The sequence below is a fragment of the Pseudomonas sp. EggHat1 genome (assembly GCF_014892995.1).
GTDB lineage: Bacteria > Pseudomonadota > Gammaproteobacteria > Pseudomonadales > Pseudomonadaceae > Aquipseudomonas > Aquipseudomonas chaetocerotis.
Genome location: NZ_JACKQK010000003.1, coordinates 281,805 through 306,016, shown reverse-complemented (window position 1 = coordinate 306,016; position 24,212 = coordinate 281,805). Strand labels below are relative to the sequence as shown.

At 59.8% G+C, this 24,212-nt stretch carries 27 protein-coding genes and 3 tRNA genes; 9 read left to right on the top strand and 21 right to left on the bottom strand.

Going from position 1 to position 24,212, the window contains the following annotated elements:
• Positions 1-66: 66 nt before the first annotated feature.
• Positions 67-921: a bifunctional methylenetetrahydrofolate dehydrogenase/methenyltetrahydrofolate cyclohydrolase FolD gene (folD, locus tag INS93_RS07885; protein ID WP_074678090.1), complete on the bottom strand. Its 855-nt coding sequence runs from the start codon at positions 919-921 to the stop codon at positions 67-69.
• A gap of 269 nt (positions 922-1,190) precedes the next feature.
• Here folD and INS93_RS07880 point away from each other — a divergent pair.
• The 3 genes from INS93_RS07880 to INS93_RS07870 all read left to right on the top strand — a co-directional run bounded on the left by INS93_RS07880 (position 1,191) and on the right by INS93_RS07870 (position 1,523).
• A tRNA-Arg gene (locus tag INS93_RS07880) sits at positions 1,191-1,267 on the top strand.
• Positions 1,268-1,306: 39 nt separating this feature from the next.
• Positions 1,307-1,382 (top strand) — tRNA-His (locus INS93_RS07875).
• Between the two features lie 56 nt (positions 1,383-1,438).
• Positions 1,439-1,523, top strand: a tRNA-Leu gene (locus INS93_RS07870).
• Positions 1,524-1,657: 134 nt separating this feature from the next.
• On the opposite strand, the gene INS93_RS07865 is transcribed toward INS93_RS07870, so the two are convergent.
• A complete protein-coding gene (locus tag INS93_RS07865; RefSeq protein WP_192980931.1) occupies positions 1,658-2,824 on the bottom strand; it encodes an Arm DNA-binding domain-containing protein in 1,167 nt (388 codons plus the stop codon).
• A 166-nt stretch (positions 2,825-2,990) separates the two neighbouring features.
• Here INS93_RS07865 and INS93_RS07860 point away from each other — a divergent pair, with 166 nt between their 5' ends.
• Positions 2,991-3,617 (top strand): hypothetical protein, encoded by a 627-nt coding sequence (locus INS93_RS07860; protein ID WP_192980930.1) that lies wholly within the window; start codon positions 2,991-2,993, stop codon positions 3,615-3,617.
• A 129-nt stretch (positions 3,618-3,746) separates the two neighbouring features.
• Here the strand turns inward: INS93_RS07860 and INS93_RS07855 are convergent, their stop codons facing one another.
• From INS93_RS07855 to INS93_RS07825, 8 genes are all read right to left on the bottom strand, one after another.
• Complete coding sequence (locus INS93_RS07855; RefSeq protein WP_192980929.1) at positions 3,747-4,706, bottom strand: hypothetical protein; 960 nt, start codon at positions 4,704-4,706, stop codon at positions 3,747-3,749.
• A gap of 56 nt (positions 4,707-4,762) precedes the next feature.
• Positions 4,763-4,885, bottom strand: a complete 123-nt coding sequence (locus tag INS93_RS24790) for a hypothetical protein (protein WP_264294419.1) — start codon at positions 4,883-4,885, stop codon at positions 4,763-4,765.
• Between the two features lie 47 nt (positions 4,886-4,932).
• Entirely contained in the window at positions 4,933-7,644 is a 2,712-nt protein-coding gene (locus INS93_RS07850) for a toprim domain-containing protein (RefSeq protein WP_192981002.1), read from the bottom strand.
• A 5-nt stretch (positions 7,645-7,649) separates the two neighbouring features.
• On the bottom strand, positions 7,650-7,883 hold the full coding sequence (locus INS93_RS07845) for a hypothetical protein (RefSeq protein ID WP_037053039.1): 234 nt from the start codon (positions 7,881-7,883) through the stop codon (positions 7,650-7,652).
• A 67-nt stretch (positions 7,884-7,950) separates the two neighbouring features.
• The gene (locus tag INS93_RS07840; RefSeq protein WP_192980928.1) at positions 7,951-8,190 is read right to left on the bottom strand and encodes a hypothetical protein; all 240 of its coding nucleotides are present in this window, start codon (positions 8,188-8,190) and stop codon (positions 7,951-7,953) included.
• Entirely contained in the window at positions 8,187-8,492 is a 306-nt protein-coding gene (locus tag INS93_RS07835; RefSeq protein ID WP_192980927.1) for an ogr/Delta-like zinc finger family protein, read from the bottom strand. Before INS93_RS07835 ends, INS93_RS07840 begins: the two co-directional genes overlap by 4 nt.
• The gene (locus INS93_RS07830; protein ID WP_192980926.1) at positions 8,489-8,959 is read right to left on the bottom strand and encodes a YmfL family putative regulatory protein; all 471 of its coding nucleotides are present in this window, start codon (positions 8,957-8,959) and stop codon (positions 8,489-8,491) included. The genes INS93_RS07835 and INS93_RS07830 overlap by 4 nt, the downstream gene beginning before the upstream one ends.
• A gap of 29 nt (positions 8,960-8,988) precedes the next feature.
• Positions 8,989-9,201, bottom strand: a complete 213-nt coding sequence (locus INS93_RS07825; RefSeq protein WP_192980925.1) for a DNA-binding protein — start codon at positions 9,199-9,201, stop codon at positions 8,989-8,991.
• Positions 9,202-9,286: 85 nt separating this feature from the next.
• Here INS93_RS07825 and INS93_RS07820 point away from each other — a divergent pair, with 85 nt between their 5' ends.
• The 3 genes from INS93_RS07820 to INS93_RS07810 all read left to right on the top strand — a co-directional run bounded on the left by INS93_RS07820 (position 9,287) and on the right by INS93_RS07810 (position 13,176).
• Positions 9,287-9,622, top strand: coding sequence for a helix-turn-helix domain-containing protein (locus tag INS93_RS07820; RefSeq protein ID WP_192980924.1), 336 nt, complete (start codon positions 9,287-9,289; stop codon positions 9,620-9,622).
• A gap of 84 nt (positions 9,623-9,706) precedes the next feature.
• Positions 9,707-11,821: an ATP-binding protein gene (locus tag INS93_RS07815; protein WP_192980923.1), complete on the top strand. Its 2,115-nt coding sequence runs from the start codon at positions 9,707-9,709 to the stop codon at positions 11,819-11,821.
• Positions 11,818-13,176: a hypothetical protein gene (locus INS93_RS07810; protein WP_192980922.1), complete on the top strand. Its 1,359-nt coding sequence runs from the start codon at positions 11,818-11,820 to the stop codon at positions 13,174-13,176. The genes INS93_RS07815 and INS93_RS07810 overlap by 4 nt, the downstream gene beginning before the upstream one ends.
• Here INS93_RS07810 and INS93_RS07805 read toward each other — a convergent pair.
• A complete protein-coding gene (locus INS93_RS07805) occupies positions 13,079-14,128 on the bottom strand; it encodes a DNA cytosine methyltransferase (RefSeq protein ID WP_192980921.1) in 1,050 nt (349 codons plus the stop codon). The two genes, INS93_RS07810 and INS93_RS07805, sit on opposite strands and share 98 nt — an antisense overlap.
• Positions 14,129-14,269: 141 nt before the next feature.
• Between INS93_RS07805 and INS93_RS07800 the strand changes: the two genes are divergently transcribed.
• Complete coding sequence (locus INS93_RS07800) at positions 14,270-14,761, top strand: hypothetical protein (protein ID WP_226945377.1); 492 nt, start codon at positions 14,270-14,272, stop codon at positions 14,759-14,761.
• Here the strand turns inward: INS93_RS07800 and INS93_RS07795 are convergent.
• Complete coding sequence (locus tag INS93_RS07795) at positions 14,758-15,390, bottom strand: hypothetical protein (RefSeq protein ID WP_192980920.1); 633 nt, start codon at positions 15,388-15,390, stop codon at positions 14,758-14,760. The two genes, INS93_RS07800 and INS93_RS07795, sit on opposite strands and share 4 nt — an antisense overlap.
• Before the next feature lie 130 nt (positions 15,391-15,520).
• Between INS93_RS07795 and INS93_RS07790 the strand changes: the two genes are divergently transcribed.
• Complete coding sequence (locus tag INS93_RS07790; protein ID WP_192980919.1) at positions 15,521-15,706, top strand: hypothetical protein; 186 nt, start codon at positions 15,521-15,523, stop codon at positions 15,704-15,706.
• A gap of 14 nt (positions 15,707-15,720) precedes the next feature.
• Here INS93_RS07790 and INS93_RS07785 read toward each other — a convergent pair whose 3' ends face one another.
• From INS93_RS07785 to INS93_RS07745, 9 genes are all read right to left on the bottom strand, one after another.
• Positions 15,721-16,845 carry a hypothetical protein gene (locus tag INS93_RS07785; protein ID WP_192980918.1) on the bottom strand — a complete coding sequence of 375 codons (1,125 nt, stop codon included), beginning with the start codon at positions 16,843-16,845 and terminating at the stop codon, positions 15,721-15,723.
• Between the two features lie 68 nt (positions 16,846-16,913).
• A complete protein-coding gene (locus INS93_RS07780) occupies positions 16,914-18,179 on the bottom strand; it encodes a phage late control D family protein (protein ID WP_192980917.1) in 1,266 nt (421 codons plus the stop codon).
• Entirely contained in the window at positions 18,176-18,628 is a 453-nt protein-coding gene (locus tag INS93_RS07775; protein WP_037053021.1) for a phage tail protein, read from the bottom strand. Before INS93_RS07775 ends, INS93_RS07780 begins: the two co-directional genes overlap by 4 nt.
• 5 nt (positions 18,629-18,633) lie before the next feature.
• Positions 18,634-21,168, bottom strand: coding sequence for a phage tail tape measure protein (locus tag INS93_RS07770; RefSeq protein ID WP_192980916.1), 2,535 nt, complete (start codon positions 21,166-21,168; stop codon positions 18,634-18,636).
• Entirely contained in the window at positions 21,158-21,280 is a 123-nt protein-coding gene (locus INS93_RS07765) for a GpE family phage tail protein (RefSeq protein ID WP_037053016.1), read from the bottom strand. The genes INS93_RS07770 and INS93_RS07765 overlap by 11 nt, the downstream gene beginning before the upstream one ends.
• A gap of 8 nt (positions 21,281-21,288) precedes the next feature.
• Positions 21,289-21,639, bottom strand: a complete 351-nt coding sequence (locus tag INS93_RS07760; protein WP_192980915.1) for a phage tail assembly protein — start codon at positions 21,637-21,639, stop codon at positions 21,289-21,291.
• Positions 21,640-21,717: 78 nt separating this feature from the next.
• Complete coding sequence (locus INS93_RS07755) at positions 21,718-22,233, bottom strand: phage major tail tube protein (protein ID WP_192980914.1); 516 nt, start codon at positions 22,231-22,233, stop codon at positions 21,718-21,720.
• 45 nt (positions 22,234-22,278) lie between these two features.
• The gene (locus INS93_RS07750) at positions 22,279-23,472 is read right to left on the bottom strand and encodes a phage tail sheath protein (protein ID WP_192980913.1); all 1,194 of its coding nucleotides are present in this window, start codon (positions 23,470-23,472) and stop codon (positions 22,279-22,281) included.
• A 160-nt stretch (positions 23,473-23,632) separates the two neighbouring features.
• Positions 23,633-24,208, bottom strand: a complete 576-nt coding sequence (locus tag INS93_RS07745) for a phage tail protein (RefSeq protein ID WP_192980912.1) — start codon at positions 24,206-24,208, stop codon at positions 23,633-23,635.
• Positions 24,209-24,212: the final 4 nt, after the last annotated feature.

The following is a 24,212-nucleotide window of genomic DNA, read 5'->3' as shown; positions in this document are numbered from 1 at the left end:
GGGAGCGGCTTCAGCCGCGATAAAAAACGGCACCCTGGGGTGCCGTTTTTCATTCAGCCGTACCGCTTATTTATGCAGATGCTCGGCCGCGTGCAGGGTGTTTTCCAGGAGGCCGGCGCGGGTCATCGGGCCAACGCCGCCTGGAACCGGGGTGATCCAGCCGGCGCGGGGCAGGGCGGCATCAAAGGTCACGTCGCCGACCAGCTTGCCGTCTTCCTGGCGGTTGATGCCGACGTCGATGACGATGGCGCCTGGCTTGATCCACTCACCTTTTACCAGCCCAGGCTTGCCGGCTGCGACCACGACGATATCGGCCTGGCCGACGTGGCCAGCCAGATCCTTGGTGAAACGGTGGGTGACGGTCACGGTGCAACCGGCCAGCAGCAACTCCATGGCCATTGGTCGGCCGACGATATTGGAGGCGCCCACTACCACCGCATGCATGCCGTACAGATCGGCACCGGTGCTTTCCAGCAGGGTCATGATGCCCTTCGGTGTGCACGGGCGCAGCAGCGGCATGCGCTGGGCCAGGCGACCTATGTTGTAGGGATGGAAGCCGTCCACATCTTTATCTGGGCGAATGCGTTCGAGCAGCAGGGACGAGTCGAGATTCTCTGGCAGCGGCAGCTGTACCAGGATGCCGTCGATGGCCGGATCTTCGTTGAGTTCGTCGATCAGCGCGAGCAAGTCGGCCTGGCTGGTCTCTGCCGGCAGATCATAGGCGCGGGAAACAAAGCCGACCTCTTCGCAATCCTTGCGTTTATGTGACACATAGACCTGGGAGGCGGGATCGGTGCCGACCAGGATCACGGCCAGGCCTGGCGCACGAAGGCCTTGCTGGCGGCGTTCGGCGACACGTTGGGCAATCTGCTGGCGGAGGCTGGCGGCGATCGCCTTGCCGTCGATCAGTTGTGCGGTCATTGCGCTGGTTAACCATTAATAAGGATGAAAAAAGGACGCGCATTCTCGCATGGGCGCTCACTTGGGCAAAGGCGCCTGCCGTCGTTTTCGCGTAACTCCTTTAAATCGCTGAATTTTTTTGAAAATTTCTGTTGACGAGGTTGGGAGCCGTCTATAACATTCGCCCCGCTTCTCAGGAACAGCCACTCGCTGGGTGAGGCGGCAAGAGCCAAGCCCTGGTGGTGAGGTTGGAGCCAAAAGCTTGTAAGTCTGCGCTAGCGGATGGATAAGTGCCCGTAGCTCAGCTGGATAGAGCATCCGCCTTCTAAGCGGATGGTCGCAGGTTCGAGTCCTGCCGGGTGCGCCATTTGGCGGTCAGGCAAATCGAGTAAGCAAATGCAATATGGTGGGCGTAGCTCAGTTGGTAGAGCACAGGATTGTGGCTCCTGGTGTCGTGGGTTCGATTCCCATCGTCCACCCCATATTCCAAAGCGCCAGGCCAAAAGCCTGGCGTTTTTGTTTTAAGCTGCAAAGCCACGCGGACGTGGTGGAATTGGTAGACACACCAGATTTAGGTTCTGGCGCCGCAAGGTGTGAGAGTTCGAGTCTCTCCGTCCGCACCATGTACAAGCCAGTATTTCCGGGGGTTCTAGCCGGATCGCTTCTCAGATGGGAGCGTTTTGGGAACACTTTGGGAATGGTGGAACGAAAAAGGCAGCCTGCGAGGGCTGCCTTTTGTCGTTTCTGGGCCCTGGATTCAGAGCTTTAGTGCGTGCTCCAGGAGCGGGATCATGTCCGGACCGTCCTTGCTGATGTACTTGCCGTAATGGCGTTCAAGCATGGCAATGGTCGTGTGCCCCATCTGATCCTTGAGCCACTGCAGTGTCACCGCGCCGGTGGTGAGCAACTGGCTGGCGTAGGTGTGGCGGCAGTTGTTCGGCCCCCGGTACCGCACGTCGGCCGCTGCCAGGTGCGGGCGCCAGAATCCCTTGAGCAACGCGTCCGAACTGCTGTGCGCAGCGCCAGTGCTGCTGCAATTGAACACGAAGCGCAACGTCTGCCGCTTCCTGGTCTTGTTATCTCGATCCAGGATCTCGACTTCCACTGGTTTCGACTTCTGGGTGTGGATGGCCTGGGCCATCAGCGCCTGAAGCGCGGGCTTGAGTAGGCGCACCTCGCGGTTGGATCGCCTGTTTTTCGTCACCTTGTACACGCCGCGCACTTGGCCACGGCGGAATCTCACCGTCCCGGCCTTGAGGTCGACGTCCTCCCAGGCCAGCGCGATGGCCTCCGACACCCTCGGCCCCGTCCATATCATGAACTGCGCAAGGTGCAGCTCCTGAATCTTGTCCGTGGGCGTGCTGAGGATGGCGTCGATTTCCTCACGGTCGAATGGGTCGACCTCGTCCGGGTCGGGCTGGCGGATTGTGATGCCTTCGGTCGGGTCGTGCGCTGAGCGATTACGCGCCCGGTACAGGGTGAAGATCTGCTTAACCAGGCTGACGACCTCGCGCACCGTGCGGTTATGCAGGGATGGCATCAGCGTTTTATGTACCCACTCCTGCAGGTGCAGGTGGTCGATTGCGTCGGCCTGTTCATCGCCCCACCGTGGTCGGATGTGCGTCTCTACCTTGCTTTTGTAAGTGCGGAACCCGGACGGTGCCATTTCGTTGCGTTTGATATCGAGCCAAAGATCGATGTAGTGGCCAAGGGTGTTGGTTTTCACCTTCGGCGAGTTCGGGAAGTGGCGGGCGTAGTTGAAGGTACCGGCCTTGATTTCGTACTCAATTACGCCGACCAAGCGCTCTGCCTGTGCAACATTCGCGGGCGTAGCGGCTCCATTGAACGGCTCGCGGCACAGTTCGCCCTGATAACGGAAATACACACGCACGCGATTGCCGCGTACCTCTACACCATTCGCCATTGTGTCCCCATGCGAAACAACGAAAGGCCCAGTGTATGAGCCAGAGAGAAGCTCGGCCCACTGAGGGGCCGAGAAGTTGAAGCGGCTGATTCTTGTCGGGCTACTGGACGTATTGCGCACGGCTAGGCAATCTCGCAGGAAATAGGGTGGCAAGGAGCCAATGCACGTGAAGCAGTTTGAATTTTCCAGAAGCATGAAAGCAGCAGGGATTTGGGTTGGTGGTGGACTTGTTGGGATCGTAGTTCTGGCAGCGGCGTTGTTTAATCTGCTTAAGTATTTCGATGCTCAACAGGATATTGCTGCTTGGGTGCAGGCAATTGGTTCTGTTGCTGCTGTATTGGTCGCTGCGTGGGTTGCTAGCAATCAAAGTGCAATGGCCCTTCAGCTGCGGCGGGATATGGATTCTGAGGCACTCAAGAAAATTGTTGCGATAGCAAAGTATGCCGGCAAAGTGTCGGAAAATTTGCAGATATACGTTTCTCTCGGTGACTCTGAAAGACCTCATCTTGAGAGATTCTTTACTAGTCTTCAGGACTGTGTCTTCTTGCTTCGAAGTGTTGACTACATGCAGATCCCTATTGCGGAAGCTGCACTTGGGTGGATTGAGCTTAGGCACGCGCTGCAAGATGAGGTCGCGTGGTTGGAGAAATGGCTTGCCTCCCCTGAGTTTCAGGGCAATGAGGATGATGAACCCCTTGGTGAGGCCAACATTCGTGCTGCGAGAGCTGTCGTTAGGGTATTGAACTCTGCTTCTGGCCTCATGCCCGAGTTGTTGGCAACTGAGGAGCCGTAAGCTCTTTGTTGTCGTGGCTCTAGGAGTGATAGCCTTACTCCCGCTGACTTCTTTGGGTTCTGCTTGCATGGTGGTTCTCCTTCGGGGTTGGTCAGGCCCTGGTGAGTTGCCGCTCACCGGGGCCTTTCTTTATGCCGCCACGTAGCCGGCGGCTGTCTTGCTCAGCAGGCCCGCTTCTGTGGCTTGCTGCATCAGTCGGGTGGTTCTCTCGCTGCCCATCCTCAATTCCCGCGCTACCTGTCGGACGGCCAGCTTGGCGCCGCTTTCGGTGCGGGCGATCAGTTGCAGCAGCTCGGCCGGTAGGTCTGTGCCTGTTGGCGTTTCCGGCTCGGTTTTCGGGTGTTCCTGGGGGCGTTCCTCGGCGCGTTTCTGGCGTACCGGCGCAGTAGCGCGGGCGGTTTCGGTAACAGGTACGGGGCGCAGGGCGCTGAGGATCAGGGCCGGGACCACTTCCAGCGCCAGGGCGAAGCCAATGCACAGCAGGGTGGCCAGGGCCTGGGGCAGGCCTGCGGCCTTGGCCGGTTTGCTGCGCAGGGCGGTGAGTTCCTGCGATGCGCTGTCGCGGCGTTGCTGGGCGGCGGCGCGCAGGGTGTCGATACGGGCGAGGGCGGCGGCCTCCAGCTCCAGGGCACGGGTGACCATGCCGCGCTCGCGCAGGGCGTTGGCCTGGTGATGGACGGCGGCCGCTTCGGCGTCGAGCTGCTCGATGCGGGTGGCGTCGGCCTGGCGCAGCTCCAGCAGGTCGGTCTGGCGTTGTTCGTGTTGCGCCTGGTGCTCGGCCTGGCTGGTGATGATCGAGGTCATAAGGCGGTCGTAGGTCGCCCAGCCGGAAACGGCGCCCAGGGCCAGGGCGCTGGTCATCATCAGCAGGGCGGCCAGGGTGCGGCGCGCTGCCAGCAGCATCAGGGCCAGCGGCCACGCCACGTACTTGAACAGGTCCAGCACCACGGCGGCGCCCGCGAATAGTGCGGCGAGCACTGGCGCGTCGATCAGCGCGGCGATGGCCATGGCCACAGAGGTGGCGGTTACGCCAGCCAGCGCGGCGACCATGGCCAGCAGCGGCCAGCGGTGGTGGAGTTGTAGGTGCATGGTGGTTCTCCTTCGGGCAGCCCTGCCGAGTTGCCGCTCGGCAGGGCTGGGGTGGGTCAGTGAGTGATAGCCAGCAGTGCCTCCGGCACAACGCTGCAGAGGGTGAACAGGGCGGCTAGGGCCACGGCGCTGCCGAGCAGCGTGAGGGCTTTGTCGATGGCGCTTTCGTTGTCATGCATGGTGGTTCTCCTTTGGGGGTTGGCCGGCGTTGCCGCGCCGGGTGGGGTTACGCCTTGAACATCCAGCACTTCACCGTGGGGCAGCGTGGCGTCAGAGGGTTGCGGGCGTTGTAGGCCGTGCGCACGGCGCTATCCACGGCACGGTTGATGTCGATGCAGGGGCGCGAGCGGCTGTTCTTCAGCAGGCTGCGCAGGGTCGCTACGTCCGCCAGCTTCTGCTTGTGCTCGGCGGCGCGTTCGGCGAACTCGTTGAGGTTGATGGCGATCAGGTCTGGCTTCTTGCTGTGGTTGACCACCGCGCCGTCGCCCAGGGATTCCAGGTAGTCGTACACATCCCAGAAGGTGCGCACTTCCTCGGGGTCTGAGTTAACGGCGCCCTGGCGCTCCACGGCCATGGCGATCAACTCTTGCTGCGTGGCGCGGTGCTGTTCGTCGGTAATAGGCAGAATCAGTCGCAGGGCATCGAGCAGGGCGAGCAGCTGCGCGTGGTTTTTGATGATCCGCTCGATGCGAATCTCACGAATCGCGCGCAGGGTGATTTCGTGCTCCTTCACCTTCTTGCGGAACACCTCCAGCACCTGCTGTTCAGCTTTGGTAGCCAGCAGCAGGAAGTGGCTTACGTCCGTGGCCTGCAGGTGGTTGAGGTTGTCCGCCGCTGCGCGGCTGGCGCTGGTGACGTTCGGCCGCACGAAGTGCAGCTTGATGATGCGTGTAAGGATGGCCTCAGACGCCGCCACGGTGGCGTTCTGGCTGAACACCAGGGCCGCGCGGAAGGGCGGCGCGTTGGTGTCGTTGCCGCCGTTCTTCACGCCCGTCAGGCCCAGGCCGCGGCCGTTGTACAGCGGCTTGAACTGGTCGAAGTCGAAGGCCTTCACTAACCCGCCTTCCTCGCCGCTGCGGTCGGCCTCCAGCACCACCACCGGCATGCCGGCTGTCTGGCTCAGCCAGCGGCGCAGGCCGGCCTTGGTCATCTTGAGCGGGTCGTCGCCTTCCTCATCCTGGCGGCCGAGCAGCTTCCACAGGAACATCAGCAGCGTGGACTTGCCCGCGCCGGCCTCGCCGGTCACCTCCAGGAAGGGGAAACTCTGAAACTCGGCCCGGATCTGCTCGGCGAATAGCGAGCCAAACCAGTACACCAGGGCAATCAGACCCTGGGCGCCGAAGCAAAGCCACAGCCAGTCGAGCCAGTCCGTGCGGTAGTCGTGCCCCTCGGCGTTGATCTCCATGCGGATGGACTTCTGCAGCGTCTTCAAACGCAGCTTCTTGAACTCGAAGTAGTCCTCGGCGTTGACCTTCTCCACCACGCCGCCGCGCACGGCCAGGTCACCGAACACCCAGCAGCCGTGCTCCTTGCTGTAGCCGACGTAATCCAGCGTCTGCACGGTTTTCAGGCCGAACAGCTGCTCGCGCATGATCTTGTCCAGCTGCGCGCCGCTGCCGGTGAACACCGCGCCGGCGGCCATGCCCAACAGGCGCTTCTTGAACTCGCTGGCTGCTGCCACCTGGGCGCCGGTGAAAGTGTTGCGCACGGTGGGTTCGTCGTGCGGGAAGTCCACACGGAAGTAGTACCAGCTTTCGTCCGTTAGCTCGTTGCGCTGGAAGTAAAGCGCGCGCGGGTAGCAGTTGGCGATTTCCGTCACCGCGCCGCATTGGCGCAAGGCCTTGTCGCGGCGCTGCTTGTCGGTGAGCTGGCGGTCTTCGATGCGCTCGGATTCCTCCAGGTGCTGCATCGCCTTGTTGAATTTCTCCAGGTCCATCTTGAACCAGTACAGGCGGTTCTCGAAGGCGAAGTGGAACTCGTGGCGCTCGCGCCATTCGTACATCAGCGCGCCTTTCTCGGCGGCGCTCTCGGCCAGCAGCAGGGCGCCGTGGTAGCGCGCGGCCTTGAGGTCGCGCTCACGTTGCTCGATGCGTTGCTCGGCGTTGTCGATGAACTGCCAACGCTGGTGCAGGTCGTTCCAATCCACCTTGCGGTCATACTGGGGTATCTGCGCGGCGCTGCTCTCGTAGCCCAGGGCTGTGGCCATGGTGACGTGCTTGCGGGTATAGCGGTGCGCGCCTGGCTCGTTGTCCAACGCCCACACCAAGCGCGGCAGCTTGCCGCCACGCTGGTGGGCCAGCGCCTTGAGTGATTCAGCCGGGAAGGCACCCGAGCTCATGGCAGATACCGCCACAATGCCGTGGTGGAGCAGGGCGATGGCATCGAAGATGCCCTCGACGACCCACAGCTCTTTCACCTCCAGCAGATCCACACCCGGCGGGCACCACCAATAGCCCTTGGGTGACTTACCCGTGGCGAAGCGCGCCTTCTTCTTGCCGAAGCGGTGCGGCCGGTCGATCAACCGCTCCCAGTAGCCGCCGTGTTCCAGGGCGAAGCGCACCGTGGCCGAGCCTATGCCCAGGTCGCGGTCCCAGTAGTTTTCCTGGGTGTAGGTGCCCTTGATCAGGCTCAGGTCGAAGCCACGGGCAAAGCTCAGGTAGTCGTCCGCTGTACGGTTGGGCTCGGCCTCGGTGGCGGGCGAGCGCTTGCTCCAGTCGTCGAACAGATCCTCGAACAGCTCTTTGACGTGCCACTGCTCGCCGCACTTGCTCTCGCGGCCGCACTTGATGAACCAGGGCTCGTCGCTGCGCGAATACAGCTCCTTCTTGCCGCAAGCAGGGCACGTGCCCTTGCGCATGTAGGGCGTGCCCTTCATCTGCTGCAGGCCGTAGTTGCGCTCCAGGCGGCTCAGCACCTCCAGGCGCACGGCGTTATCCATGGCTTTCACGCCTGCGCCTCCTGCAGCTGCTTGCGCAGCGCGCGGATGGTGCGATGCAAGCCGGCAATGTGCGGATAATCCTGCAGCACGCGCGGGCCACGCATGCCCTCGGGCACGGTGCGGTATTTGTCGGAGTGCCAGACCTCGGCCATGAGAACCTCGTATTGGGTGAGCTGGTAACGAAGGAAGGCCCGCGCCTGGTGCGTGCTGAGCGTCATTTCGATGGTCACATCGGCCATGCTGGGCCTCCTTTGGGGTGCAACTTCCCCTTACCCACGCGAAGCGGGCAGGGGCTTGGTGGTGCGTTTACAGGTGGTGAAGGGCTGCTGGCGGGGCAGTGCTGGGCAGCTCACTGATGGCCAGGGCCACTAGGCGCGGGGCCATGAACAGGGGGACGCCGTGCTGGTGCACCAGGTGGCAGGTGGTGCGCTCTGCCAATTGCTCCGGGTCACCCAGGTGTTCGGCCTGATGGTCGATCACATAGGCCAGCGCCAGGCGCTGCATCTGGCTGCGGTAGTCATGCGGCAGGTGCGGGTTGGCGTTCATGCGGTGGCCCCCATGGCATCGAGCAGATCGAGCTGGTCGGTTTTCGGCTGGCTGTCGCGCAGCGCCTGCATGCGTTGCACCGAGGGCGCGATGGGCAGGCTGATGCGCGGCTTGTCCAGCCCGCTGGGGCTGAGCGCGTAGTCCCAGGTGAGTGAGCCGGTGTAGGTGGCGCCGCAAGCCAGGTTGCAGCACTGCGCGTACATGGTCTTGAAGGTGGGCGTTTGCGTCTCGCTGTTGCGGATGCGCATACGGCTGCCGCAGGCCGGGCAGAGGCATTTGTAACCGCCGCTGTTGGTGGTCATGGCTGTGGCTTCCTGTGCAGGGCGAGAATGGCGCCCACTTCGGCGTGGCGCGCGGCGATGTGCTGGCGGTGGGCGGTGATGATGCTGGCCAGCTCGGCTTCGTCGATCTGCCCGTCCTCCAGGGCCTTGAGGATCATCGCGTCGACCTTGCCGCGCTTGACCGCCGTGCCCATGGCGCGGGCCAGCAGGTCGATGTTGTCCGTGTCGGCTGGCTCGGGCATGGCGACAAACACGCCGTTGTAGAGGCCGCTGATGTAGTCGGGCAGGTAGCTGGTGCCGGCGACCTTCTCCAGTTGCAGCACTTGTTCGTCCGTCAGTGGGCGGTGACCGGGGTTCTCATACAGCTTGTTGTCGAACTGTTTGAGGTCCAGCCCCAGGCAGGTGGCGGCGCACTCGCGGCCCCCTGGGAAGGCGGCAACCACAGCCAGCACGGCGCGGCGGCGGCTATCAAGAATCGGGCGCTTCATCTTCTCGTTTCCCCCATTGGCCGGGCGCACTACTGTGCGACCGTGCCTTCCTTGATGCCGAGCAGAACGGCGGCGCGGTGGGCTTCGCCGCGCAGGCATTTCTTCTGCCCGTTGAGCACGGCGTAGACGGTGGATTCGTGAATTTCGTGCTGAGCAGCGAACGCACGGACGGTAATGCCCTTTCTTTCAAGTCGCTCGCGGGCGTCCTTGCAGGCTTGCTCAGGGGCGTAGGTGTCAGCCATAGTTCAAATTCGTGTGATTTTGGGTGATTGCGCAGTGATATTGGTTCATGAAATTGAACCTGTCAATGCATGAGGTTCAATTTTTATGACCATCGGCGAAAGGCTGAAGGAAGAACGCTTGCGCCTTGGGCTCAGTCAGACCGAGCTTGGCGCCGCTGGCGGCAAGGGCAAAACGACGCAGATTAACTACGAGAAGGGTGCAGGCAGCCCCGATGCGGAGTTCCTGGCTGCGGCTGCCGAAAAGGGTGTTGACGTGCTTTATGTCGTGACTGGCCGTCGAACGCCTGAAGCATCCAGCAGCTTCAACGGTGACGAAATCGCCCTGGTCGAGCACTACCGCCAGTTGCCTGAGGGTGACCGGCAACATACGCATAAGATGGTCACTGCACTGGCCGCGATGGTTGAAAAAACCAAGTCTTAAATTCGAAAAGGATTTCGGGGCTTCCCGATTCTTCCTACAGCTTTATTCATGCCTGCTTGTCAGCGTATGTAAAGGAGAAGCAGATTGGCTGATCTAAAAATGCGGGTACAGTCCCATGTGCTCAAACTCTTAGGTGATCAACTAATTGGCCACGATAGATTGGCCGTTTTTGAATTGGTAAAAAATTCATACGACGCAGACGCTGAGCGAGTTGATGTCACTCTAGATCTCGGATGCGATGAGCCTTTTATCTCTATCAAAGATAATGGCTGTGGCATGAGTATGGACGATATCGAGTCTAAATGGCTGGAGGTCGGAACAGACTCTAAGCGGGGCTTAAAGGGAAAGATTCCTTCGAAAAAGTTCAAGCGTCTACCTTTGGGTGAGAAGGGGGTAGGTCGTCTTGCGATACAAAAGCTAGGCGGTTCTGTTCAGCTTGTAACTCGAATAGCTAAAGCGGCAGAGCTAGAGTTTAAAATTGTCTGGGATGACTTGATTGGTGGGGGTAAGTATCTCGATCAAGGTCTGTCTATCTCGGTAAAGAGAAATATAATCCCAAAGGTTTTCAAGGAGGGGGGCGGCACTCTTCTGAAAATTACCGATCTCTCTAGGCCTGAGTGGAGTAAGAGAGAGGTGCGAGATCTTTATCGTCTTATTACTTCGTTAAGCAATCCAATTAACAAGATCGGATCTTTTGATGTTGAGTTGCATTTGCCAGGAAGGGAGGAGGATATTGAAGATTTGCCTTCTGCTCAAGACATGCTTAATGCGGCTATCTGGAGTTTTGATTTCACAGTCTCTGAGGCAGGGAATTTTTCATGGGAGTATAAATTCAAACCCCCAGCCTATAAGGGCCTGAAGCATGATGAAGCCGCTAATACAGCTGACAAGCTGGAGTTGGTGAGGGTGTCCGATGAGGACGATGATGGCAAGCCTCCTGCTATCTTTCTTGATCCTGCCATGTTGGCTGGCATTGGGCCGATCAAAGGAAAAATCTACGCCTACCATCGCAGAACTGAAATTCTCAAGGAGAGTGGGTCAGCCAAGCTGATTACTGACTGGATTCGATCTCAGTCAGGTGTGCGAGTATATCGCGATCAAGTACGTGTTTTTAACTATGGTGAGCCTGGTGACGACTGGCTCGGGCTTAACGTTCGAAGAATTAACAGGCCGGCAGGAAAGTTAGGTACTGATAGCTTGTTAGGCTACATCGACCTTGATCTCGCGAAAAGCTCTGGCCTAAAAGAGAAAACAAACCGCGAAGGGTTTGATGAGAGTGACGTATATCGGAATTTGCAGAGAGTCGTCCTCAGTGTTTTTGATAAGTTTGAGCGTTTGCATGGGCCTCACAGAAAGCAAATAGATAAGGCAATCAAGGGTGAGTCAAAAATCATCCCTGTAGAAGAGGCTTTTGATGCGCTTAACGAGATTGCAAAGAAAAATAACTTAGAAACCGAAATTAAACCGGTTGTTGAGTCCTTGCAATCTCAGTTGAACGGCTACCGTACGGTTATGCTGAACTCAGGCATGGCCGGCCTTAACCTGTCTTTGGCTTTCCATGAGATGGTTCATGGTGTAGATACTCTGACTAGGCAGCTTGAGGGAAATACCAGCAAAGCAACTCTTCAGCAGACAATTGTACATTTGAGAAAGCTGCTGGATACATTTAAGCCTCTTCTAAACAAAGAGCGTGCGCGCAAGACGACTATTAGAGAGCTTGTTGCAAGAGCTCTAGATATGAACTCTGGGCGATTCAAGCGCCATGATCTTGTCCTGTCTAATCACCTGTCTGATGGCGGTGTCTCATTTCCTGTTAGTGGGCCTCTCAACCTGTTGATGGGTGCAATAAACAATATCATTGATAATGCTATTTATTGGTCGCGTTATCAGGCGCAAAAGGAGGGCAAACAGGGTGCTGTCCTTATTATGACGCAGTGGGACAGCGATAAGCGCAGTGGCTCTCTTGCGGTTATTGACAATGGTCCCGGTTTTGAATTGCCGTTAGATCAATTAGGCACTCCCTTTGTATCAAATAGGGCAGAGGGCATGGGCCTGGGTCTTTATTATTCTCGGATGGTAATGGAGTCAATCGATGGCAGTTTGGTTTTGTGCTCGGCTGATGAGATTAGAGATGACTTCCAGGTTCCTGAAGCATACGACGGCGCTGCAATTATATTTCAATTCAAGGAAGAAAAATGATCCCTCAGTTTGTACGTGTTGCTGCTATTGATAATGAACAAGAGCATCTAGATAAAATATATTCGGCCTTGGTTTCTGCTGGGTATTGGGTTATGCCTTTTCTGTATGACCTGGGAGCGATAAGGCCTATGCCTCCACAGCCTTTTAATGGTGTCAGGGTGATTTTCTCTGACATACATTTGGTTGACGGCGGCATGAATAATATGGCTCAACAAACTTTAGCAATTATGTCGAGCCTGAAGAGCATTGTTTGCGATGGTCCGTATGCCATAATTTTTTGGACGAAATATCCAGAGGATGCTGAGAAGGTTTACGGCGAAATTGTTGCGCGGGCAGAGGCTTTTGGTCTTACGCTGCCAGTTGGGTACGGATGTATTGATAAGACCTTGGTGCTTGCTCTTGAAGATGCACCAGAACGACTCCCTGAATTAGTTAAAGAAATAAATACAGCGATTCTAAGCTGTGGAGCTCTTTTGCTTTCAATTTCTTGGGAAGAGCGAGTTTTCCAAGCAGCGGTGCGATCTACTCACAGGCTATTCGAGCTTGCGAGGCTTCCTGAAAACGGCGAATCTTTAGGCCGTTGGCATAGGCTATTGGCTTACTTGTCTACTGAGGCTGTAGGGCTTGCTCAGGCACAAGCTGCTCCTGTTGCAGCTATGGACGCCGCATTGTTGCCAGTTTTAGAAGATAGGCTCGATGTGTCCGCTGAATATGTCGCAGGGTTGAATGCTTTACTTGCTGAGCAGTTCGGAAATGTGCCGAACGGAATTTCGAAGTCTAGTTTAAATACCCATTATCTTGTATCTGTATTGAGCAATCCCGCGGTATTTTTACCGTCAACTCGGGGTATGGTTTCAATAGTTGAGAGGGCGGGTTGGGATGAGGCATGCCCTGATCTGTGGGGGGCTAGTTGTAATGAGGTGTTAGGTCGTGAGTTCCTAATGTCCGTGGACTTTGCGAAAGATGGCGGGGTTCTCAACTCCTTAACTCCGTGTGTTGTGACGCTTACTCCCGAATGTGACGATGTTCAGGGCAAAGTTTATAGCTACAGATATTTGTTAGGCGTTTTTATTCCTGTCGCCGATGTGGACAGGGCTCGTTATTTTTCGAAAAAACAAGCGAAGTATTCCAATCTATCAATTTTTGATGTGGGAGTGCTTTCACTAGATCTTGGAAATGGTGTCAAGGATTACCGTCTGCTGGTTTCGTGCAACAGGTTTTTTGCAAAGCCTGTTAAAGACCTGTTGCACGTTCAGCCTAAGCTAAGACTGCGGCGGGCAACTCTTGAGGAGTTGAGTCATCACTACACGACTCATGCGCGGCGTCCTGGTGTAATGAGGTTTTTTCCTGAATAGGATTGGTAGTCAAACCTCTGACAATGGCTGCCATCACTGGTGAGCAAACCGCATTGCCAAGTAAACGAATGCGGTTTCTCTTATTGACCTCGGGGAACACATAATTTTCAGGAAAGCCCATCGCTCGGCGGAGCTCAATCGGTTGTAGCATCCGCATCATATGACCGGTTTCGGTCGGTACAACGAGTGCAAATCGATCTACTGTAGTGATAGTTCTCAGGGGCACGTCTAGCGATTGATAGCCGCCTGCACCGTCATTTCCGTAGTACACCAATAGGAAAGCTTCGTTCTCGCCGAACGCGGCTATTCCGCGATCTGCACGTGCTAATGTCTCTTGAGCTCGGCCGGGCTTACGGAGGGGAGTCATGGGCCACGTTCCGTCAGGGTCGAGTATCTCCCTAGCTGTGATCTCCCTCTCTCCGCTACCCACAATAGCTGTGGGCTTGGCGAGCATGTCTGCAATCAAGAATAACCGCTTGCGACGCTGCGGAACTCCAAACTCAGCAGAGTCCAAAATCTGCTCATGCAAGTGATACCCAAGAGCTTCGAGCTCTGCTTTCAGCTCGGGGTAGCGTTCCCAGGGTTTCATATGGGTGACGTTTTCAAGCACAACCCAGCGAGGCTTCATCACCTTTGCATAGCGTATAACCTGTAGAGCTGTTTCTTTGCTTTCCTCAGAGCGCGGCTTGCTCCCTCTGGCACAGGTGTGATGTGTGCACTCGGGGGAGGACAGTAAAAGATCGATAGGGCCTGTTTGCTTTACGACATCGGACGGCTCGATCAGCCTTAAATCTCCAGTAAACACCTTTGCGCGAGGGAAGTTGAGACCAAAGGCCTTGGTGGCTATGGGCCACATGTCGACACCGCCAACCACCTCAGCGCCCGCTAACCGTGCGCCCAGACTGCTGCCGCCGCCCCCGCAAAACATGTCGAAAACCTTGATGCGTTCCATAGCTGAACTGCTCTCTATTGACTGGCCGCCACGTTACCAGGTCAACCGAGGAATGCCAAATTTAGCACTGTCTGCCCCTCGCTTTGGGTTGGTGCTAGGATGCAGTGAAAGGACATATCCCATAGCGAAAGGAACTCGGCTATGCATGCTTCTCTGCGCTACCTATTTATTGCCCTCGCTTCTGCCCTGGTGGCCGCTTATGCAGCCATCTGGCTTGCCAGTCCTGCACCGCTTGAACGCACCACCGCCACCATCCCGCCGCTGCGCGTTGCCCAGGGTGACAACCTGATCATCTGGGGCGGCTGGCACACCGTTGAAGGCTATGACCACGGCACCACCACCGGGGTGGAGATCATCTGTAACCGTGAGCGGCAGACCTGCCTGGAGGCCTACGCCTCGTTGCTGTACCACGACACGGGTGAGGACCTGTCCGCGCAGGCGTTCGACTACGAGGTGACCACCTGGGATGACCAGCGCGTGGTGGCCATCGACAAGGACGGCATGGGCGAGTGCCTGGACCGCATCCTGAACGTGGACCTAGTGGGCGAGGGCGCCACGCTGGAATGGCGCCCCGGTGAGGGGGAATGCGAGGGCGATACAGGCAAGGCTGTGCTGATCGGCGACCCGCTTTAACTGGCGGCTGCTCTACGCTTGAGGCCTGCTTGTGCTCGGCTGGCCAGTTTGTAGCTGATGTACTCGTTCAGGATGAACCGCGCGAAAGCCACGAAGCCCACGAATACGATTGCTCCGATCAGGAAGGGGAGGATCTCATTCGTCGAGGCCAGCAGGATGAAGAAAACGGCCCCCATCAGTGCAATAACCCCACCAAAGACAGCGCTCCAGACCGCGAATACCCTTTCGCTGGTACTGATGATTATCGCAGGTTCGTCTGAGCCCTCTGGAAATCCTACATGCTGGGCAACGCTGCGCAGCTGAGGCTTAGACCAGGTGCCGTCCTTATTCAAGGCCAGCAAAAATTCCATTTTGGCGCGGCTGGTGGTAATACCCGAGGCGATTCGAAACGCTTCCAGCTCGATGGAGGTTTCCAGGTACTCAGCCAACCCCGAATGCTTGGAAGCGCTGGAGCGCAAGGCCTTCAAGCGCTCCAGTGGCTTGCGCACGAAGTGCTTGTCATGAGCCTCGAAGGCGCTGAGCAATGGCGCTATGAGCTTGGGCATGAGAGAGGCAAGCGTTACTAAGGCAGTGACAATAGGAACGTACTTGACATCGAGTAGTGCGATTAGCTGTTGCGGGATTTCCATGTCTAGGCTGCTTCCTTGAGAAAGGTGGCAGTTTGCCCGCTGAGAGGCGGACTGCCAAGGCGCTGACGGGCTTGCATATTTCAGGGTGGCGGTAAGGTCTGCGGACAACTGCCAATGACGGAGTATGCAGATGCGTAGTGATGTTCGAGAGGCTGCGGCCGGTCAACCCGTGGATCAGGGTGTGCAGCCCTTGCAGGAGTGGGTAACGCCAGAGGAAAGGCTGTTGCTGCGGTTCTACCGCCAGCTCGACCAGGGCGAACAGGCGTTTATGCGCCGCGCGATCGAGGCACTGGCGACACGAGATTCGCCCAGGTGAAAGAAAAAGCCCCGCTATTGCGGGGCTTTGACTACGAACTTGATAACTCTGGTGGCTTCGTCTTTACCTACGTCAGTTAAATACACGGTGACGGGGGTGGATTTTGAATCTACTTCGCCTGTTACTTCTAGGAAATAGCTCCCGCTATCCGTTCTGATTGCTGTGGATATATAGTTTTTTCCGGCGCTGTCCTTCTGGTTTGAGCTGGCGCTTAAATTGCCGCTGCTGTTGGCTATTTTGTATGAATATGTTTTGCCTGCCTCTATCTCGGTTGTAGTTGTGAGGTCGAGACCATATAGAGTTGGTGGTGAATTTGTACTTCTACACTCTGCGAGATTGTCTGGGTTAAAGTCTGATGCGGCTTTATTGACATCGTCAATCCATTCGCTGAGGTTGGCGATTAGGGTCAACAGCTCAGCCTTGACGCTCTGGTTAATCACGAATGCACCTACGTTATCTTTCTCACCTGTTTGCGCTGCAAGATTAACTGTGGTCTGTAAGGCTTGAGCATCAGGCATAATTGCTGGTGAACTCGAGTTTATACTTGATGCAATAAGTGCATAGGATTGGGCGGGGCTGAGTTGCAGGTTGGCTCTTTTTTTATTAGCAGTATGCACGACTCTGTTGATGTTGGCTTTGTATTGCTTCTCGCTTGCGAGTATTTTGTCTACTGCGGTTATATATGGTGCCTCTAAAGAGTCCCATACCTTTTCTGATATTTTTATAATTTTTTCTTTGATTATAGTGCCGCGCTCGGTGCTTGGCATGGTATAGATGGAGTCAATACAGGAGAGGTTGCTAGCAGCGTCAAGTAAAATACCTGCAACTGTTTCATTGTATAAAGCCTGTTGGTATCCGTATATTACGCCGCTTCCTGTTGCTAGGGCCGCTATCTGATGTTCACCTCCCCCGGTGAGAACTTTATATGCTCCAAATCCTAATGTGCCTGCAAGTAGGGAGGTTGCATAAAGGTTTGCATTGCTTAGGGCGTTTGCCTCTTCGACAAGTTTTTTCTGTTGATTTGCCGAATGAGTTTTTGCAGAGACACCATCGGAACCCGCCGTTGGGTCTATGTAGGGGGAGTGGTAGGCGCAGCCGGTTAGTGAAAAAGTAAGCAGTAGTAGAAGCGAGCGAGACATCCGTGAACTCTCCATGTGGGGATGACTGAAAAGTAGCTTGCCCATTGCGCCTTGCAAGCGAATGGCCATCATTTTCCTGCGTTGATATTTATCCTCTCCCACTCTCGCTTCACCGCCCTTTGCGCGCAGGCCTTGCTGTCGTAGAGGTGGGTGAGGCGGCGCGGGTTGGTCTGGTCGCCTTCGGTGAGCTGGTGTTGCTGGCCGGTGCTGGCGTCGCGGTACCAGGCCAGCACGCCGGTATAGCCGTCCCCCTGGTCGGCGATATCGTCGCCGTCCGGCAATTGCGATTCCAGCTCCAGGGAGGTGGTGAAGGCGTCGGGGGTGAAGCTATGGCGGATGTTGCCGCCGAGCCAGACGATGGCGGCAATCTCGGCCTTGATGCCGGTGAGGCTGTAGGTCTGGTCGGGCGTTAGCTCGGGGCGGCCCTTGGCCAGGGTGTAGCTGAGCGTGGCGGTGCCGCGCTGTAGGCGCTTCCACTCGGCGCGGGCGGCCTGCAGGGCGCTGGCCTGGTCGGTGTAGCTGTGGCGCAGTTCCTTGAGGTTGTCGCCGGCACCGGCGATGGCCTCTTTTTTGTCCGCGCTGTTGACGTCGTAGTAGTAGGCCTTGACGCCGGTGTAGGCGTCGCGGTCGGCCTGCAGAAAGCGGTGTTGGTCGCCGTCCGCCCTGGTGAGGGTGACGTGGGGCAGGGCCAGGCCGCTGGCGGTGGTGGCCTTGCCGGTGGGCAGGAACAGCAGCCGGCCGGCCTTGATGGTGGCGATGGCGTCGTGCTCGCGGCCGAGGCGGCTGAGCAGGTTGGCGTCTGACTCGTTGGCCTGGTCGAGGTGGGCGATGTTGATGGCGGCCAGACCGGCGCCGACCAGCGGGGTTAGACCATAGGCGGTAGCGATGGCGCTGATGATGAAGGCCAGGGGTGTGGCGTCCCATGATCGTTCCCGGCGCACCTTGAGGCCGCCGCGCAAGTCGGCGCTGCGGGCGCGAATGCTGAGGGTGTCCGGCGCGCCGCTGTGCTCGGTTTCGTCAACGGTGTAGGTGCCCTTGTCGATCAGCCCGGTATCACTCCAGCCCAGCCACAGGCGCAGGGTGGCGCCGCGCGGCGGGATGGCGAGCAGGCCGTCGTGGTCGCTGAGGGTGATGTCGAGTTGGTCGGCCTCCAGGCCGCGATTGTCGGTCAGCTCGATGCTGACAAGGCGCGGCTCCTGGCCGCCGAGGATAAGGTCGGTGATGTCGGTGCCGTTGACCACCACGCGGCAGATGGGGCGGGCGTAGCTGGTTAGGTCGCGGTAGCCGCTGGCAGCGCGCTCGAGCAGCTGGCCGGCTTGGCTCAGGATGCTCACAGCAGGCCCCCGAGCGCGCCACGCAGGGCGCCGCCGATGATGCCGGTGAGGCTGCCGAGCATGTCGGTACGGCCGTCGTCGATGCGTTTGAGGTTGATGGTGAACTCGTAGCGGCGGGGCGTGCCGTCTTCGAAGAAGATTTGTTGCGTTTCGCTGATGCTGGTGATGACCCAGGCGCCGAAGATTTTGCCGGTACCGCCGACCAGGGGCCAAGCCTTGCCGGTGTCTGCCATCAGCCGCAGGGTGTCGAGGCTGAGCGGCGAGCCGACCAGGCCGGGCAGCAGGGTGCCGGGGAGGGTGATGGTGTCTTCACCACGGCCCAGGAACTGGCTGGCTGGGTTGGTGCCAATGCGGCTGGTAGAGCCGTGGCGCCATTCTGTGGTGCGCTGTAGCTCCTGGTAGGCGAGGGTTGGCAGGCCGAAGGTGAACATGCCGAGGGCCATCATCATAACGGTTACTCCTGGTCTGACAGTGCGCTGCGGCTGCGGGCTTGCTGGGCGCGCTGGATCTTGGCCACTTCGATGGCCACCAGGCGGGCGAGCTGCTGCTCATCCATGCCCGGCGCTGGGTGCACGTTGATGTGGATGGGTGGCAGCGGCTGTACCTGGGCGGCCTTAGGCGCGCTCTGGCTGCCTAGGGGCGGGCGGTTGTCCATGGCGATGGCGCTACCGGCCGCGCCAAAGCTGATGGCGCCGGCTGCGGCCAGTTGCTTGCCCAGGCCGAGCACGGCGCCGAGCGGGCCGCTCTGGCCACTCAGCAGGCCTTTTTCCAGCCCTTGCATGGTGAAGCCGCCCAGTTCGGCGAATACGCGCGAGGGCGAGTGAATGCCGAGCTTCTGCTTGAACCAATCGATAGTCGCGCCGCCGGCGCCGGTGATGGCGTCTTTCACACGGACAAGGCTGGAGGTGATGCCATTGACCAGGCCGTCGATAAGCATGCCGCCGAAGTCGGTAAAGCGCGCCGGGATGTCTACGCCGAAGTAGCTGAGCACGCCGGCCATGGCGCGGTGGAACAGACCCAGCGGCGAGAAGTTGAGGATGGTGGCGGCGATACCGCCCAGGCCGCCGGAGAAGCCCGCCTGCAGCTCTGCCCACAGGCCGAGCAGGTAGGCCTTTACGGCGTCCCAGTTCTTGTAGATGAGCACGGCGCCGACCACCAGGGCGGTGATGAGCAGACCGATAGGGTTGGCCATGGCCAGGCGGCCGATCCACAGCAGCACGCTGCCGACCGACTTGAGTGCGGTGACGGCGCCGAGGCTCTTGATGCCGAGCAGCATCATGCCGTAGCGGACCATGGCGAACGGGCCGAGGATCGAGGCGAGCATCAGGGTCAGGCCGCCCATGGTGGCCATGATCAGTCCCAGGCCAGCGGCCGTTTTGACCAGTTGGCTCGCTAGGGCGGGGTTTTGTTCCACCCAGGTTTTGACGCCGCCGATGACGCGGGTGATGCCCTGGGTGATACCGCGCAGCGGGCCGTCCTGTTGTTCCTGCAGCTGGATGCCGAGGTCTTCCCAGGCGCTAGTGAGTGCATCCAGGTCGCCGCGCATGTTGTCGGCCATGACCTTGGCGGTTTGCTCGGCCTCGCCTCGAGCTTCGCGCAGGGTGCCGATGAATTTTTGCAGCTCGCCATTGCCAGCCTGTTGCACCAGGACCTGCAGACCGCTGAATGCTTCCTCGCCGGCGATGCCCTTGAGGAAGCCCGCGCGCTCGGCGTCGCCCATGGCCTTGGTTTTCTCGTAGATCTCCTGCAGCACGGTGGGCATGTCGCGCATGTTGCCCTGGGCGTCTTTCGCGCTGATGCCGAGGGAGTCCAGCGCTTCGGCTGCCATCTTCGGTGGCGCGGCTAGGCGGCTGATGATGGCGCGCAGGGCGGTACCGCCCATGCTGCCCTGAATGCCGGCGTCGCCCAGCTTGCCGGCCATGGCGGCCATGGTTTCGATGTCTTGCCCAACGCCTGCGGCGACCGGAGCAACGTACTTCATGGTTTCACCGAGCATCTGCAGGTTGGTGTTGGAGCGGGTGAAGGCGCCGACCAGCACGTCGCCAACGCGGCCCATATGCGCCGCTTGCAGGTTGAAGCCGGTCAGGATGTTGGAGGCGATATCGGCAGTTTCGGCGAGCTCGCTGTCGCCCGCCTTGGCGAGCGATAGCATGCCCGGCATCGCGGCGCGGATGGCCTGCGGGTTGAAGCCGGCCATTGCCAGGAAGCCCTGGGCGTCGGCGGACTGGCCGGCGGTGAACTGGGTACTGGCGCCCAGTTGGCGGGCCTGTTCGCGCAGAGCGGCCAGTTCGGGGCTGTTCTTGTCCAGACGGGTGAGCGATTGCACCTTGGACATGCTGGCGTCGAAGTCGAGCCCCGGCGCGAGCAGGCGGGCGCCGGCGTAGAGAATGCCGCTACCGGACGCCAAGCCAGCAGCACCAGAGCCGGCCATGCTGCCGGCGAGCTGCTGGGTTTTGTCGTACTGGGCGCGTGCCTGGGCGAGCCGCTTGGTCTGTTGGCTGAGCGCCTGCATGCGCCGGCCCTGGTCGGCGATGCTCTTATTGGTGTGCTCGATGCGGTTGCGGAGCTCGCGCTCGTGCGTGCTCAGGTTGCGGGTGCTGATGCCGGCGGCATTGAGCTTGGTGCGCAGCCCCTGGAGCTGGGTTTGTTGCTCCTGGTGTTCGCGCTTGAGATTGGTGGCGGCACGGATGGCGCCCTGCAGGTCGCGTTGCATCTGCCGCGTGGGCACGCCGTTGGCGGCCATCTGGCGGCCGAGTTCCTTGACGCGGTCGCGGGCTTGCTGGAGCGATTGCTCGGTTTGGCCGGCAGCGGTGCGCAGGGTTCGCCAGCTGCTGATATCGCGCTGCTGGGCCTGCATGGCCTTGAGCTGGTCGCGCGAATCCTTCAGGGCGCGGCCGAGGCCTACGCTGCCTTGCGTGATGGCGCGAATGGGGCGGGTGGCACGGTCAATCGCCTGGAGGATGACCTCCATTTTCAAATTATTGGCCATGCTGCCGCTCCCAACGCTTCCTGGCCTCTTCGCGCCAGTCGATCAGTTCTGCCAGGCCGAGCGGGTCCATATCCGCCGGCCCCCAATGAAAGACCATGGCGATGTCCGCCATGGCGTCGTCTACGCGTCGAGGACAGCTTCCCTCGCCGACTTCTTCAGCAAAAAAGCCGCCACCTTGCCCGCGCAGTCGACCAGGTCGGCTGGGTCCATGTTGCCGATCTCGTGATCGGTCAGGCTGGGGGTGGTGATGCGCGGCAGCACCTTGCGCAGGGCCAGCACGTCCATTTGCAGCAGGTCGACCAGGGCGACGCCGCGCAGCTCGCCGCTTTTCGGTTTGCGCAGGACGATTTCGGTGATCTCCTGGCTGCCGCGCACGATGGGGGTGTCGAGGGTGACGGTGGCCTCGTTGGGGTTCTTGGCTGGTGCGGCTTCGGCGACTTCTGCCGGCTGCGCGGTTTTGTTCTCGGTCATGGGTGGGCTCCTTCGGGTGTAAGGGCCGGCGCACGCTGCAGGGGCAGCGCTGCCGGCATCGGGGGTGGGTTATGCGGGTTACAGGCCGATGTTGCGGCGGTGCTGCTCCAGCAGGTCGGTGCCGTCGACGATGAAGACGAAGTTGAGCAGGTCGATTTCGATGATCACTTCGCCGTCTACGGTGAGCTTGTAGTAGGTACAGGTGACGGTGATCTCGTGCTCGGTGTCTTCGCCGGGGGTGGCGTCGCCGAAGCTGATTTCTTCATGCCGGCCGCGCACCACCACTTCGACGGCGCTGGTATCGCCGGTGTCGTCGCGTTGAACTGAGCCCATGAAGCGGAGCATGACGCCATCGGCGCGCACGGCACCGTATTGGCGCAGGGTGATCAGCGACCAGCCGCCCAGGGTGTAGCTGAGCTGAATACCGTCGTCACCGAGGCCGAGGTCGACCTTTGCCGGGCCGTCCATACCACCGGCGCGGAAGGCCTCCATCTTGCGGGTGAGGTTGGGCAGGGTGACGGTCTTGGCCTCGCCTTGGTGGCTGTTACCGTCATTGAAGATGTTCATGTGCTTGAGCTTTTTGGGCAGCGCCATGGTGTTGCTCTCCTACGGCGCGGCGGGGCCGCGCAGGTGAATGGGTCAGGCCGCGTTGACGCTTTCGGCGAAGGTCATGAGGTAGCGGTCGGTGATGCGCTGGCGGAGGGTGAGGTCTTCAAGCGGCGGTACGGGCGTGTAGTCGTAGTCGATGAAGCACTTGCCGGCCTTGAGGGTGTCTTTGTCGTTGGCGTCGGGGTCGAACCAGCACTGGCCGTCGATGATGTAGCCGCCCGTTTTCAGCTCGCGGAACTTGGCGTTGATGCCGTCGATGATGTCTTTCACCAGGCTGCCGGACATGGGCTTGTCGATTGCCCAGAAGTGGGCCTCGGCCATGGTGTCAGCCAGCACCTGGGCGGTGCGGGTGTAGTTCTCGAAGGCGAACAGCGGGTCGGCGCTGGTTGTGCGGTTGCCCCAGAAGCGGAAGCCGTCGCGGCGAATCAGGGTAGTGACTTCGTTGGCGTTGAGCAGGCCGGCATCGGTGGCGGGATTCTGTAGATCCCAGTAGATGTCGCGCGACAGGCCGGTGACGCCGTTGACGGCGACGTTGGACAGGGTTTTGTGCCAGCCGACCTGCTGGTCGATCTTGGCGCGCAGGCCGAGGGCGCGGGCGACGGCTGCGGCCGGGGCGTTGCTGCTGGTGGCGGTGTCCCAGTTGATGAAGTCGGGCCAGATGAGCATGAGCTCGCGCGAGCCGAAGCCCTCACGGTAGGCGATGGCCTCGGATACGTTGTCGGCGCCCCAGGCGCTGGCGTAGGCGAAGGCGCGCATTTGCTCGGCGATGGCGGCCAGCTCGGTGGTGACCGGCAGGTTGTCAAGCCCCGGCACGCCGAGGATGCGCGGACGCACGCCGAGCTGCGCCTCGGCCGCCATGAGGGCCTTGAGGCCGGTGTATTGGCCGCCAGCGGTGACACCACCAATGATCTTGGTGGTTTGGTCGGCTTGCTTGGCGGCGTCGTCGGCGCCGACGCCATCCTCCACGCGCACCACGACGGTGACGGGCTTGGTCTGGTCGGCGATGGCATCCAGGCTGCGGGCCAGGGTGCCGAGCTCGCCTGCCTGGCCGGAGGCGGTCAGGACGTTGGTGAGCAGTACCGGTTTGTTGAGCGGGAAGACCTCGGGGTCGGCATCGCTGGCAGTGCAGACCATGCCCACCACGGCGGTGGAGATCGTGCGGATGGGGCGCGTGCCTTCGTTGAGTTCGAGGACGCGCACGCCATGGTGAAATTCGGTGGACATGGGCTAGCTCCTGGTGGCGTGGTGCCGTTGCAGTGAGCCTTGAGGGTGACGCGCGCGCGCAAGCGGCGCGAGCGGCGGGGGCTGTAGCGGGGCGCGGTACAGGGCCGAGACAAAAAAGCCCCGCACTGGGCGGGGCAAGCGGTGCAGCAGGCGTAGGGGCCTAAGCGTTGTTGCCGATGCCGGCGACGGCGGCCTCGATCAAGGCGATGGTTTGGTCTGCGAGCTGTTGGGCCTGGTCGACCTGGTTGGCGGCCATCAGTGCGCGCACCTGCTCCTTGGCGGCAAGGCGGGTGGTGCGCAGCAGCTCCAGGGCGTTGGTGTAGGCCGCTGCCTCGGCGAGGATGCTGTCGGCCGCTTGCTGCGGTGTGCGGCCGTTGATGGCCCAGGCGGCGACCATGGCAGGCACTTCGCCCTGGTAGTCGGCGGCGGCGAACTGTTCTGCAGCCAGGCGGGCGCGGTCGTACTCCACGGCGCGCAGGGGGTCGCCGGCTACGGCGCGGCGGGCGGCGTCGGCGGCGGTGTCGATGCGTTGGCAGAGTTCGTCGGCGGTCGGTACATGCGCAGCAGGTTCGGTGATGGTTGGGGCGCCGTTGCCGTCAGGATTCAGCTGTTTGCCTGCTGCCAGGGCGTCGAGCAGTTCGATATGGCGGGCGGATTCGATAGCAACGCCGCCGTTGTTGTCAGTGGAGAAGGCAAATCGCCCGTCTGCCTCGATCCATTTTGCGTAGATGGTCATTGTG